9 protein-coding genes and 4 tRNA genes are annotated in these 13,255 nt (G+C 61.5%); 2 read left to right on the top strand and 11 right to left on the bottom strand.

All coding sequences use genetic code 11. The features are described 5' to 3' along the window. Nucleotides 1–43: 43 nt before the first annotated feature. Entirely contained in the window at nt 44–811 is a 768-nt protein-coding gene (locus OIK44_RS03920) for an ABC transporter ATP-binding protein (protein WP_273669365.1), read from the bottom strand. Between OIK44_RS03920 and OIK44_RS03915 the strand changes: the two genes are divergently transcribed. Both OIK44_RS03915 and mnmH read left to right on the top strand, forming a co-directional pair. Then, a complete protein-coding gene (locus tag OIK44_RS03915; protein ID WP_273669364.1) occupies nt 810–1,502 on the top strand; it encodes an arylesterase in 693 nt (230 codons plus the stop codon). The two genes, OIK44_RS03920 and OIK44_RS03915, sit on opposite strands and share 2 nt — an antisense overlap. Beyond that, nucleotides 1,499–2,554: a tRNA 2-selenouridine(34) synthase MnmH gene (gene mnmH / locus OIK44_RS03910; RefSeq protein ID WP_273669363.1), complete on the top strand. Its 1,056-nt coding sequence runs from the start codon at nt 1,499–1,501 to the stop codon at nt 2,552–2,554. The genes OIK44_RS03915 and mnmH overlap by 4 nt, the downstream gene beginning before the upstream one ends. A 52-nt stretch (nt 2,555–2,606) precedes the next feature. Here the strand turns inward: mnmH and OIK44_RS03905 are convergent, their stop codons facing one another. From OIK44_RS03905 to clpP, 10 genes are all read right to left on the bottom strand, one after another. Then, a complete protein-coding gene (locus OIK44_RS03905; protein WP_273669362.1) occupies nt 2,607–4,952 on the bottom strand; it encodes a TonB-dependent receptor domain-containing protein in 2,346 nt (781 codons plus the stop codon). Nucleotides 4,953–5,255: 303 nt separating this feature from the next. Further along, nucleotides 5,256–7,181, bottom strand: coding sequence for a SurA N-terminal domain-containing protein (locus OIK44_RS03900; protein WP_273669361.1), 1,926 nt, complete (start codon nt 7,179–7,181; stop codon nt 5,256–5,258). Between the two features lie 368 nt (nt 7,182–7,549). Beyond that, nucleotides 7,550–7,626, bottom strand: a tRNA-Asp gene (locus OIK44_RS03895). 18 nt (nt 7,627–7,644) lie between these two features. Beyond that, nucleotides 7,645–7,721, bottom strand: a tRNA-Asp gene (locus OIK44_RS03890). Nucleotides 7,722–7,747: 26 nt separating this feature from the next. Beyond that, nucleotides 7,748–7,824 (bottom strand) — tRNA-Asp (locus OIK44_RS03885). Between the two features lie 29 nt (nt 7,825–7,853). Further along, a tRNA-Val gene (locus OIK44_RS03880) sits at nt 7,854–7,929 on the bottom strand. A gap of 63 nt (nt 7,930–7,992) precedes the next feature. Further along, nucleotides 7,993–8,265, bottom strand: coding sequence for an HU family DNA-binding protein (locus OIK44_RS03875; RefSeq protein ID WP_017875663.1), 273 nt, complete (start codon nt 8,263–8,265; stop codon nt 7,993–7,995). A 205-nt stretch (nt 8,266–8,470) separates the two neighbouring features. Further along, on the bottom strand, nt 8,471–10,882 hold the full coding sequence (gene lon / locus OIK44_RS03870) for an endopeptidase La (RefSeq protein ID WP_273669360.1): 2,412 nt from the start codon (nt 10,880–10,882) through the stop codon (nt 8,471–8,473). Nucleotides 10,883–11,161: 279 nt separating this feature from the next. Then, on the bottom strand, nt 11,162–12,430 hold the full coding sequence (gene clpX, locus OIK44_RS03865; protein WP_273669358.1) for an ATP-dependent Clp protease ATP-binding subunit ClpX: 1,269 nt from the start codon (nt 12,428–12,430) through the stop codon (nt 11,162–11,164). Nucleotides 12,431–12,605: 175 nt separating this feature from the next. Next, nucleotides 12,606–13,232, bottom strand: coding sequence for an ATP-dependent Clp endopeptidase proteolytic subunit ClpP (gene clpP / locus OIK44_RS03860; protein ID WP_273669357.1), 627 nt, complete (start codon nt 13,230–13,232; stop codon nt 12,606–12,608). Nucleotides 13,233–13,255: the final 23 nt, after the last annotated feature.

Here is a 13,255-nt window from a genome sequence, read left to right as displayed (position 1 = left end):
GGCGCCTTTGCGGAGGCTGCGCCGGCAAGCAAACGCGGCGGCCTTACACCAGCCGGCCCGCCGCGATGGTGATGGTGCGGCCGCAGCGCGCCGCAATCGAGGCGTCGTGCGTCACCAGCACCAGCGTCGAGCCGTGTTCGCGGTTGAGCTGGAACATCAACTGGATGACGGCTTCGCCGGTGGCCGCGTCCAGGCTGCCGGTCGGCTCGTCGGCGAACAGCAGCGGCGGTTCCGTGACGAAGGCGCGCGCCAGCGCGACGCGCTGCTGTTCGCCGCCCGACAGGTATTTCGGATAGTGTTTCAGGCGGCTGCCCAGCTTGACGCGCTCCAGCATGGCCGCCGCCTTGTCCCTGGCGTCGGCGTCGCCGCGCAGTTCCAGCGGCAGCATGACGTTTTCCAGCGCCGTCAGGTGGGCCAGCAATTGGAAGGACTGAAACACGAAGCCCAGCTTGGCCTTGCGCAAACCGGCGCGGCCATCCTCGTCGAGGGCGAAGATGTCGGCGCCGTCGAGCACGACGCGGCCGGCCGACGGCGTGTCCAGCCCCGCCAGCAATCCCAGCAGCGTCGACTTGCCCGAGCCGGAGGCGCCGACAATTGCAAGCGTCTCGGCCCGTTGCACGGTAAAATCGACGCTGTGCAAGATCGTCAGTTCGCCGTCGGCGTCCGGCACGCGCTTGGTCAGGCCGCTCACTTCGATGGCGGCCGGCGCGGCGACCCGCTCCAGGCGGATGGCGGCGTGGTGCTCAGGCGCGGCAGAGGCCGCGCCGTCGGGCAGGAAATTCGTGGAAGTCGCTTTGGGAAATTCAGGCATGCTGATCTATCTTAAAAAATTACGTGAACACATACGTGGCCACGCCGGCCAGGTGCTGCGGCGCCGGCGCCTGCTGTTGTCGCTGCCCGTGGCCGCGCTCTTGTTTGCGGCGGGAACGACGAGCGCCTATTCTGCACCAAAAACGGTGCTGGTGCTTGGCGATAGTTTGTCGGCCGAGTACGGCCTGAGCCGTGGCAACGGCTGGGTGGCCCTGCTGGAGCGCCGCCTGGCGACGCAAAAGATCGACGCGGCCATCGTCAACGCCAGCATCAGCGGCGAAACGACGAGCGGCGGGCGCACCCGCCTGCCCGCGCTGCTGAGCAAGTACCGGCCGCAGATCGTTGTCATCGAACTGGGCGCCAACGACGGCTTGCGCGGCTTGCCGGTGGCCGCCGCCGAGGCGAATCTGCAGGCGATGAGCGCGCAGGCCCACCAGGCCGGCGCCAAGGTGCTGTTGGTGGGCATGCGCATGCCGCCCAATTACGGCCGCGACTACGCCGACAAATTCTTCGCCATGTATGGCAAGCTGGCCAAAGACCTGCGCGCGCCGCTGGTGCCCTTCATGCTCGACGGCGTCGCCGACAAGGCGCAACTGTTCCAGCCGGACCGGCTGCACCCGACGGCCGAAGCGCATCCGATTATCCTGGCCAATATCTGGCCGCAACTGCTGCCCCTGCTGAAAGTCCGATGAAGTACCCTGCCCTGCTCAGTTTTGAAGAAGTCCTGTCCCAGCTCGACCACTACGACGCCATCATCGACGCGCGCAGTCCGTCCGAATACGCGCTCGACCATCTGCCCGGCGCCATCAACTGCCCGGTGCTCGACGACGCCGAGCGCATCCAAGTCGGCACGCTGTACAAGCAAGTGAACGCCTTCGAGGCGAAGAAGGTCGGCGCGGCGCTGGTCGCCAAGAACATCGGCCGCCACATCGAAACCCTCTGGCTGGACAAACCGCGCGACTGGAAGCCGCTGGTCTACTGCTGGCGCGGCGGCAACCGCAGCGGCGCCATGGCGCACATTCTGGCCAAGATAGGCTGGCCCGTAGTGCAGCTCGACGGCGGCTACAAGGCTTACCGCAACCACATCAACACGGCGCTGGCGCAGCAGCCGGCGCCCGCCCTGCAGGTGATCTGCGGCACGACGGGCAGCGGCAAGAGCCGCCTGCTGGAGGTGCTCGACGGCATAGGCGCGCAGGTGCTGGACCTGGAGCGGCTGGCGGTCCACCGCGGTTCGGTGCTGGGCAACCTGCCCAGTCAGCCGCAGCCTTCGCAAAAGGCGTTCGAGAGCGCGATCTGGCAGCGCCTGCGCCAGTTCGATGCGGCGCGGCCCGTGTTCATCGAATCGGAGAGCAAGAAGGTCGGCAACCTGCGCGTGCCCGACGCGCTGATCGAGAAGATGCGCGCCGCGCCATGCATCGCACTGACCCTGTCGCGGCCGAACCGGGTGCGCCTGTTGATGGAAGATTACGCCCACTTCACGCAGGACCCGGCGCATTTGAATGCCCAGCTCGATTGCTTGCTGAGTTTGTACGGCCGGGAAAGATTGGGCCGCTGGCACGACATGGCCAACGCCGGGCAGATGGCGGAGCTGGTCGACGAGTTGCTCGTCGACCATTACGATCCCGCCTACACGCGCTCGATCGGGCGTAACTTCCAGAAGTATGACGAGGCCGAGGTGCTGGCGCTGGATGACATTTCCAAGGACGCCTTCCTGGCGGCGGCGCGGCGCCTGCATCCAGCCTGAATTTAAACAGCCGGGGCCGGCCCCGAAGAGCCGCCCCCCGGCCTGACGCGGTTCAGAAACGGTTCGACACGCTCAGGTAGATATTGCGCGCCTTGCCCACCTGCGGCGTGGTTTCCAGCTTCATCGCGTTCAGATAGGGCCGGTTGAACAGATTGTGCACGCCGGCCAGCACCTCGATTTCCCGTCCCAGCACCTTCAGCGGCGCCGCCTGCGGCCGCCAGCGCACGCTCAGGTCGGCGATGGTGTAGGCGTCGCGCACGTAATACACCGTCGCCTTCTTGCTGTTGAGCACCGAGGCGGGATTCTGCTCGGGCCGCAACCAGTGCGACACGGCCAGTTCCACGCTGCTTGCCGGCGTCAGCCAATAGGCGGCGCTGACGCGCAGCTTGTCGGCAAAACCGGACGGAAAGTTCTCGCCCGTGGCCTGGTCGGTTTGCTTCAAGTGCTCGAAGCTGGCGCCCAGTTCCAGCTGCGGCAGCTTGTACTCGACTTCGATTTCGTAGCCGCGCCGCTTGACGAGGTTGGCGTTAACGTATTTGGCATAGTGTTCGCTCTCGGGCGGCGTGCCCAGCTCCGGCAGCGCCTTCAAGCCTATCATCTGCGATATCTTGCCGTCGAATACCATCGCCTTGGCGAACAGTGTGTCGCGCTCGGCGAACACGGCGTCGCGCTTCAGCGAGGCGCCCAGCTCCAGCTCCTTGGACAGTTCCGGCTTCAGGTCCGGGTTGGGCAAGTACCAGTAAAACGGATTGAGCGCGCCGCTCGACGAGGTTTCGTGCGGCGTCGGCGCCCGGTAGGTCTGCGAATAGTTGCCGAGCAGCGTGACGCCGCCGCCGACGGCAACGCTGGCGCCCAGCCGCGGCGAGAAATTCGAGCCGCTGTAATCCTTGGCCTGGGTTTTTACCTTGCGACGGAAACTGTCGTAGCGCCCGCCCGCGTGCAGCACGAGGCGATCGTCGAACAGGTGCATTTCCTCCTGCACGTACACGCCGCTGTCCTGGTAGGTGTTCGGCATCGAGCCGAAGTCGCTCAGCGCGCCGTCGGCAACCATGCGCGCGTCTTCGTGGCGGCGCTCGTGGCTCACGCCCAGCAGCAAGCGGTGGCGCGCGCCCAAAGCCGAAAACTCCATGCGGTTCGATACCGTGACGCCCTTGCGCTCGTCCTCATTGCTGTAATCCATGGTGGTGCGCTTGGCGCCGTTCTGGTGGTCGTAACCGCGCTGGTAACTGGCGCTGCTCTGGTAGGCCGTCGCATCCAGGTTCAGCCACGGCAAGCCGGCGGGGCTGGCCGTGTAGCGCAGCACCCAGTCGCGCTGCAGCAGCTTGCCCTGGATCGGCCCGGTGGTCGGCGTCTGCGCGTGCCACAGCGTTTGCCAGGCCGTGCCGACGCGCTGCTGGTAATCATAGTAGGACAGCGTCAGGCGCTGCTGCGGCGCCAGTTTCCAGCCGCCCTTGACGAAGTAGACGTTGCCGTTCTCGTCATTGTCGGTCTGCTGGTAGGTATTCGGCGCCGTGCCCACCCGGCGCGCCAGCTTGATGTTGCCATCGTGGCTTTTCTTGGTGTAGGCCACGATGTCGAAGAGGCCGGCCGCCGGGGCGGCGGCAAAAGCCAGATAGCCCTCGCGGCGGTTGTTGCTGTCGTAGCGCAGCTTGGTGGCGACGCCCGTTTCCGCGCCGGCCGCGAGGAAGTCCTCGGCGTCGACGGTGGTCATCGCCACCACCCCGCCGATCGCGCCGCTGCCGTGCGACACGGACGAGGAACCCTTGACGATTTCTGCCCGCTTGAGCAAGTCGTTGTCCATGCGGAAGCTGGAGATATGGTTGGAGAACAGCGACACGGAGCGGCGGATGCCGTCCTGCTTGACGATGACCCGATCTTCGCTCTGGTAGCCGAAGCCGCGCACGGCAAATTGCTGGCCGATGTCGCGGCCGCTGCCGCCGCCGCCGGCGAAGCCCGGCACCTTCGCCAGCGCCTCGACGACGTTGCCGCGGGTGCTGAAGTCGTCCCGTTCCAGCACGGCGACAGAGCCCGGATACACGGCGCGCGCCACATCCAGCCCGGTGCCATTGACGGTGACCTCAGGCAGCACCTGCGTGGCGGCGAAATGGCGCACGATGTGCACACGGTTGCCGTGCAGCTCGGCCTCGAAGCCGGAGCCGGCCAGCAGGCGCTCGAGCGCCGCGCGCGTTTCATAGCGCCCCGTCAAGGCCGGCGCCGACAGCGAGGACAGCGCCGCCAACTCGCCGGACAGCTGCAGGCCGGCCGACTGCGCCACCTGGCCAAGCGAGGCCGCCAGCGGCTGCGCCGGCAGGGCCAAATCCAGGGGGGCGGCCAGCGCGGCGCCGGACAGGGCGAACAAGACAGCGGCGCTGAGCGCGCGCAAACGAATAGAAGTCATACCTGACATACGAGCAATCCTCAAAATAAACGGTGGCCATTTACGTTTGAGTGCCGATTGGTGCCTGAACGGTATGGGTTGGAACGTTCGCCCGCGTCTCGCGCGGAACAAATGAGAATGCGAACTATTCGCAATAATAGGTATCCAGCAATATTTCCGCAAGATAAATTTACACGAATATGCATTTTTTCAACTTGAGTCAAGAAAATGCGGCGTAGATTGCATATGCGTGCGCAGCGGCAAGCGCGGCCAGGAAAAGAAAAAGCCGCTCGAAAGCGGCTTTTTCATCTGGGCGTAGGGCTTTTACTTGGCGTCGCCGTCTTGCTTGGCGGCTGCCGCAAGCGGCTTGACCATTTTTACCTTGGCTTTATGCTTGAGCACTTCGACATAATCGACCATCTCTTGCTGGGCCAGGATATTGGCGATCTGCTCCTGCTCGGACTGGCGGCGCGCCGCATCCTGCTGGGCTGCCTGCTGCACCTTGCCGATGCGGTACAGGCCGTAACCCATGCCCGGCACTTCAACGCCCACATAAACCGGCAACTTGCTGACGTCGGCTTTCATGATTTGCGTCATCGCCAGACGGTTGATGCCCTCGTCCTTGCTACGCGACACCAGTCTGGCTGGACGGAAGGCGCTGGCGTCGTCGGCCGCCTTCAAGGCCGCCAATTTGCTTTCGCCGGCCTTCTTGGCCAGCTTGACGGCTTCTTCCTGTGTGACGCGCTGGCGTATCAGCGCATCGACTTCGGCCAGCGGACGCTTGCTCGCAGGCTTGAACTCGACGACGCGGCCGGCGATCAGCGTACTAGGCGCCACTTCGATGGCTTCGGTGTTGCGCTTGTTTTTCAGCACGTCATCGGAGAACACGGCGTTCAGGAACTTGGCGTTGTTGAACGGCGCCGCGCCCAGTGCCGGCGAAGGATTGCGCGACAGGTTGGCGACCGTTTCCACTTTCAGCTTGAGCTTGTCGACGACCGGCTTCAGGCTATCCGACTGTTCGTAGATGGTATTGGTGAACTGCTCGGCCAATTCGGAATACTTCTTCGCCGCCTTTTGTTTCGTCAGATCGGCGGTGATTTCGCCCTTCACTTCGTCCAGCGCCTTGACGTGCGAAGGCTTGAGCGCGGTGACGGTGAGGATGTGGAAACCGAATTCGGAACTGACCACGGCGCTGATGTCGCCCTGCTTGAGCTTCAAGGCGGCTTCTTCGACGGCTTTTGGCAAGGCGCCCTTCTCCAGCACGTCCAGGTCGCCACCCAGTTCGGCCGAGGCCGGATCTTGCGACTGCGCCTTGGCAATCTTGGCGAAGTCGGCCGGCGCCTTGCGCACGTCGGCCAGCACCGCTTCGGCCTTGGCCTTGGCGGCGGCTTTCTCGGCCGCGCTGGCGTCCTTCTTCGAGGCGATCAGGATATGGCTGACGCGGCGGCTTTCCTCGGTGGTGAAGCGCTTGGTGTTCTGCGTGTAGTAGGCGCTGATTTCAGCGTCGGCGACGGCAACCTGGCCGGACACGGCGGCGCTGTCGAACAGCACATATTCCACTTTGACTTGCTCTGGAATGGCGAAGAACTTGCTGTTTTTCTCGTAGAAAGCCTTGACCATCTCGTCGGTGACTTTCACTTGCGGCAGGAATTCCGCGGCCGGCATCAGCAGTTCCTGGACTTCGCGTTCCTGGTCGTTGATGTCGGACAGACGCTTGGCCACGGTTTTCGGCGCGAACGCCGTGCCCTGGATCGCACCGCTCAATTGCTGCGCGGCCAGGTCGACGCGCAGGCGCGCATCGTACATGTCCGGCGTCATGTTTTGCGCCGCCAGAATGGCCTTGTAACGCTCCAGGTCAAAGCTGCCGTCCGGCAGCGTCAAGCCCGGCGTTTCCATGATGACTTTCTTGATGCTGGCGTCGCTGACGTTCAGGTGGCTGCGCGCGACTTCGGCGCCGACAGCGCGCTCGGCGATCAGGTTATCCAGGATGTCTTGTTTGGCTTCCGGCGTATCGAACATTTTCTGGTCGAAGCGCTCGCCGAGCATCTGGCGGTAGCGGTCCATCTGCTGACGCTGCGCCGCTTCCCATTGCAGTTGCGTGATCGGCTGGCCGTCGACCTTGGCGATGGTGGTGGCGTCGTCGCCAACGCTCTGATAGCCGCTGATACCGACCAGTGCAAATGACGGAACGATAAGCAGCATCAGTAAAAACTGCATCAAGCGTTGATGGGTACGAATAAATTCAAACATGGTCAGCCAATTCGGATTTGAGTGGATTACGATGGACTTGCACATATAAAAAAAGGCGAACTCTCGTTCGCCTCTTTTTGCGCCGGCGGAGTGGATTGGACAATATCTCGCAGTCCACTTCCCCTTTACATTCAATGACTTGGCGGCCAAACCGAACGAAGAATCTGCCGCCCAAATCAATACCACTGGATTCTACATCGACGCTAGCGCTATAGCAAGCGTAAATCATGGGGAAACGGCGGCCCGGCCGGCCGTCCGCGGACGCCGCAAAGCGGCCGCGGCGCCGGCTAAATGAGGGGAAATACAATAAGGCGCGCGGAAAAAGAAAAACCCCCGTAACTCACTGAGCTACGAGGGTATCTTTATTCTGGCGGAGTGGACGGGACTCGAACCCGCGACCCCCGACGTGACAGGCCGGTATTCTAACCAACTGAACTACCACTCCAGGTTTTCACAAGATTAATGGCGGAGCGGACGGGACTCGAACCCGCGACCTCCGACGTGACAGGCCGGCATTCTAACCAACTGAACTACCGCTCCAGCTCTTGCAAATGACTCGTATTTTATGGCGGAGTGGACGGGACTCGAACCCGCGACCCCCGACGTGACAGGCCGGTATTCTAACCAACTGAACTACCACTCCTAAAAATACAAGGTACTACGCGACTTGACTGGTGGGGGCTGAGAGGCTCGAACTCCCGACCTACGCCTTGTAAGGGCGCCGCTCTACCAACTGAGCTAAGCCCCCATTCGGATCACACCGATGGTGCCGTCAAATCGTTTCCAGTGACTGTCACCTCACTGAAGTCCGTTAGTTTACAGCATCTTTCAAAGCTTTGCCAGCTTTAAATTTAGGAACTTTAGCGGCTTCGATCGTAATGGCTTCTTTGGTGCGCGGATTGCGACCGGTACGCTCAGCACGTTCGCTCACCGAGAAGGTGCCAAAGCCGACCAGGGTCACGCTGTCGCTCTTCTGCAGGGTCTCGGTCACGCCGCCGATAACGGCGTCGAGTGCGCGGGCGGCTGCCGCTTTCGAGATGTCAGCTTTTTCAGCAATATGGTCGATCAATTCAGTCTTATTCACTAGCGGTCCCCATTACAAAGGTATATATCGTCTTTGCCGAGAATTGACTGGATCAATTCATCGGCAATCTTGCGGAAGAAAATTCTGCAGGGCGTATTAAACAAGCCGCGCTGTTTTGTGTCAAGCGCTTTACCCTAGAGAATGCGCTTTGAATAGCAAACAAGCGCTATAAAAGCGCTTGTTTGAGAGAAACTGCCAAAAACGCCTAGTGTTTCACCACTTCGCCGGCGGCGTCGGGCTTGGCGGCGGCGGCCGCGACCGCCTCCACGGCCGGCACTTCCACCAGCGCGACGGGAGCCCGTTCCAGCGCGATCTCCAGCACCTTGTCGATCCAACGCACCGGCACGATTTCCAGCTTGTTCTTCACGTTGTCCGGAATCTCGGCCAGGTCCTTGACGTTTTGCTCGGGAATCAGCACCGTCTTGATGCCGCCGCGATGCGCCGCCAGCAGCTTTTCCTTCAGGCCGCCGATAGGCAGCACTTCGCCGCGCAGCGTGATCTCGCCCGTCATCGCCACGTCGGCGCGCACCGGAATGCCGGTGAACACCGACACCAGGGCCAGCGTCATCGCCACGCCGGCGGACGGACCGTCCTTCGGCGTCGCGCCTTCCGGCACGTGGATGTGGATGTCGCTCTTCTCGAACACCTCGGGTTTGATGCCGAGGCGGCTGGCGCGGCTGCGCACGACGGTGCGCGCCGCTTCGATCGATTCCTTCATCACGTCGCCCAGCGTGCCGGTGCGGATGATGCCGCCCTTGCCCGGCATCGTCACCGCCTCGATCGTCAGCAGGTCGCCGCCGACTTCCGTCCAGGCCAGACCGACCACCTGGCCGACCTGGTTTTCCTTCTCGGCCACGCCAAAGTCATAGCGGCGCACGCCGAGGAACTTGTCGAGGTTCTTCGAGTTGACGATGACCTTTTTGTCCTGCTTCTTCAGCAGCAGCATCTTGACGACCTTGCGGCAGATCTTCGACACTTCGCGTTCCAGCGAACGCACGCCGGCTTCGCGGGTGTAATAGCGGATGATGTCGCGCAGCGCCGATTCGGCGACCGTGATTTCCTCTTCCTTCAGGCCGTTGTTCTTGACCTGCTTCGGCAGCAGGTAGCGCTGCGCGATGCTGGTCTTTTCATCCTCGGTGTAACCCGACAGGCGGATCACTTCCATCCGGTCCAGCAGCGCCGGCGGGATGTTGTAGGAGTTCGACGTGGCCACGAACATCACATCGGACAGGTCGAAATCGACTTCGATGTAATGGTCGGAGAAGGTGTGGTTCTGCTCGGGGTCGAGCACCTCCAGCAGCGCCGACGAAGGGTCGCCGCGGAAGTCCGCGCCCATCTTGTCGACCTCGTCGAGCAGGAACAGGGGATTGCGCACGCCGACCTTGGCCAGCGATTGCAAAATCTTGCCCGGCATCGAGCCGATGTAGGTGCGGCGGTGGCCGCGGATCTCGGCCTCGTCGCGCACGCCGCCCAGCGCCATGCGGACGAACTTGCGGTTCGTCGCGCGGGCGATCGACTGCCCCAGCGAGGTCTTGCCGACGCCCGGAGGGCCGACGAAGCACAGGATGGGCGCCTTGAGTTTGTCGACGCGCTGTTGCACCGCGAGGTATTCCAGGATGCGTTCCTTGACCTTGTCGAGGCCGTAGTGATCGCCTTCCAGCACCTTCTCGGCGTTGGACAGGTCGTTATTGACCTTCGACTTTTTCTTCCACGGCAGGTTGACCAGCGTGTCGATGTAGTTGCGCACGACGGTCGCCTCGGCCGACATCGGCGACATCAGCTTGAGTTTTTTCAGCTCGTTGGTGGCCTTGTCGAGCGCTTCCTTCGGCATTTTCGCCGTAACGACTTTCTTTTCCAGCTCGTCCAGGTCGGCGCCATCCTCGCCCTCGCCCAACTCCTTCTGGATCGCCTTCACTTGTTCGTTCAGGTAGTATTCGCGCTGCGATTTTTCCATCTGGCGCTTGACGCGGCCGCGGATGCGCTTTTCCACTTGCAGGATATCGAGTTCGCCTTCCAGTTGGCCGAGCAGGTGCTCAAGACGCTTGGCGACGCCGAAAATTTCCAGGATAACTTGCTTCTGTTCGAGCTTGAGCGGCAGGTGCGCGGCCACCGTGTCGGCCAGGCGGCCGGCGTCGTCGATGCCCGACAGCGAGGCAAGGATTTCCGGCGGAATTTTTTTGTTCAGTTTGACGTACTGGTCGAACTGCTGGACGATGGCGCGGCGCATGGCCTCCACTTCCGAATCGTCGCCCGGCTCGGATTCGAGCGGCGTCAGGTCGGCGATGAAGTGCGTCGGGGAATCGCTAATGTGGTTGATGCGCGCGCGCTGGGCGCCTTCGACCAAGACCTTGACGGTGCCGTCGGGCAGCTTGAGCATCTGCAAAATATTCGCGACGCAGCCGATCGGGTAGATATCGGACGCGGACGGTTCATCCTTGGCGGCGGCTTTTTGTGCGGCAAGCATGATGCTCTTGCCCTGCTCCATCGCCGCTTCGAGCGCCTTGATCGACTTTGGGCGGCCTACGAACAGCGGTATCACCATATGCGGGAAAACTACAACATCCCGCAGCGGCAATAACGGCAGTTGAGTTTGCTCAGTTAATTTGGAAGTTGTCATGGCGTACCTTATAGAAAGCGTATTGATGATGTTGGCGCTCGCTGCCAAAACACAAGACCGGCGAGAAGAAAAAATTCCGAAAAATAACAATATTTTGTTATTTGTCTAGAAAACACCGCCATAACTCTAAACGATGCTCGACAATCCAATAAAAAAGCCACGCGCAGCATGTCGCCGCGAGTGGCTTTTCGAGTGAAGCCCGACATCTATTATTGATTTAAATTGTACCGCCTTGCATTAGGGATGCAAATCCCTTTTATGCAATTGTGTGGCGGATGGTCAGTTTTCCCCGGAAGCCTTTGCCTGCTCCTGGTAGATCAACAAAGGTTTGGCGCCGCTGGTGATGGTATTTTCATCGATCACGACCTTGACGACGTTTTGCTCATTCGGCAATTCGTACATCACGTCCAGCAAAGCGTGCTCCAGGATGGAACGCAGGCCGCGCGCGCCGGTCTTGCGGGCCAGCGCTTTTTTGGCGATGGCATGCAGGGCGGCCGGGCGGATTTCCAATTCCGCGCCTTCCATTTCCAGCAGCTTCGAATACTGCTTGATCAGCGCATTCTTCGGCTCGATCAGGATCTGGATCAGCGCCTCTTCGGTCAGCTCGGCCAGCGTGGCGACGACGGGCAGACGGCCGACCAGTTCCGGGATCAGGCCGAACTTGATCAAGTCTTCCGGCTCCGCTTCCAGCAACACTTCGCTGCTGGCGCGCTGGGTCTGGCTCTTGACGATGGCCGAGAAACCGATGCCGCTCTTTTCCGAACGGTTCGAGATGATCTTCACCAGGCCGTCGAAAGCGCCGCCGCAAATGAACATGATGTTGGTCGTGTCGATCTGCACGAAGTCCTGGTTGGGGTGCTTGCGCCCGCCCTGCGGCGGCACCGAGGCCATGGTGCCCTCGATCAGCTTCAACAGCGCCTGCTGCACGCCCTCGCCCGAGACGTCGCGGGTGATCGAGGGATTGTCGGACTTGCGCGAAATCTTGTCGATCTCGTCGATGTAGACGATGCCGCGCTGGGCCTTGTCGACGTCGTAGTTGCAGCTCTGCAGCAGCTTCTGGATGATGTTTTCCACGTCCTCGCCGACATAGCCGGCTTCGGTCAGCGTGGTCGCGTCGGCGATCACGAAAGGCACGTTCAGCATGCGCGCCAGCGTCTGCGCCAGCAGGGTCTTGCCGGAGCCGGTGGGGCCGACCAGCAGGATGTTGCTCTTGGCCAGCTCGACGTCATCCTTCTTGCCCAGGTGCTTCAGGCGCTTGTAGTGGTTGTACACCGCCACCGACAGGATGCGCTTGGCCGTTTGCTGGCCGATCACGTACTGATCGAGCAAGGCGGCAATTTCTTGCGGCGTCGGCAGGTCGGACTTGGCGCCCGTGACCGACTCGATGCTCGACGTTTCATCGCGGATGATGTCGTTGCACAGGTCGATGCATTCATCGCAGATGAACACGGAAGGGCCGGCGATGAGTTTCTTCACCTCGTGCTGGCTCTTGCCGCAGAACGAGCAATACAGTAATTTTTCGCCGCTAGAGGATTTTTTGTCTGACATAAGGCATTTTGGTTGGAACTGCATTAACAATATTGCAAACTCGCTAACAGGGAGCTGCCCTTAAAGCGTTTGCGCGCGGAAAAATGCGCACATGCTCCATGCTACCCGAAATAAAAACGAAACGCCCGAACGTTTCAGCGCCCGGGCGTTTTTTAGCAATACCGGTTGGGGCACATCAAGCGCGGCTGGTCAACACTTTGTCGATCAAACCATACTCGGCGGACTCGTCGGCCGACAGGAAGCGGTCGCGGTCCGTGTCCTTGGCGATTTGCTCGACCGTCTGGCCGGTGCGCTCTGCCAGGATACCGTTCAAACGCGAGCGCAGATAGAGGATTTCGCGCGCCTGGATTTCGATATCGGAAGCCTGGCCTTGCGAGCCGCCCGAGGGCTGGTGAATCATGATGCGCGAGTTCGGCAGCGAGAAACGCTTGCCCTTGGCGCCGGCGGCCAGCAGGAAGGCGCCCATCGAGGCGGCCATGCCGGTGCACAGCGTCGAGACGTCCGGCTTGATGAACTGCATCGTGTCGTAAATCGCCATACCGGCCGACACCGAACCACCGGGCGAGTTGATGTAGAGCGAGATATCCTTGTCCGGATTTTCGCTTTCCAGGAACAGCAACTGGGCCACGATCAAGTTCGCCATCTGGTCGTTGACGGGACCGACCATGAAAATCAAACGCTCTTTCAGCAAGCGCGAGTAAATGTCATAGGAGCGCTCGCCGCGGCCGCTCTGTTCCACCACCATCGGCACCAGGCCAAGCATCTCAGTGTCCAGCGCCGGATTTCGGTTCATACCTGTCATGTTCTTTCCTTGTGAAGCAGCTT

The sequence above is a fragment of the Janthinobacterium fluminis genome, from assembly GCF_028595325.1.
Lineage (GTDB): Bacteria > Pseudomonadota > Gammaproteobacteria > Burkholderiales > Burkholderiaceae_D > Janthinobacterium > Janthinobacterium fluminis.
The sequence above is the reverse complement of the archived record's forward strand: the minus strand, read 5'-3'. Positions and strand labels throughout refer to the sequence as shown.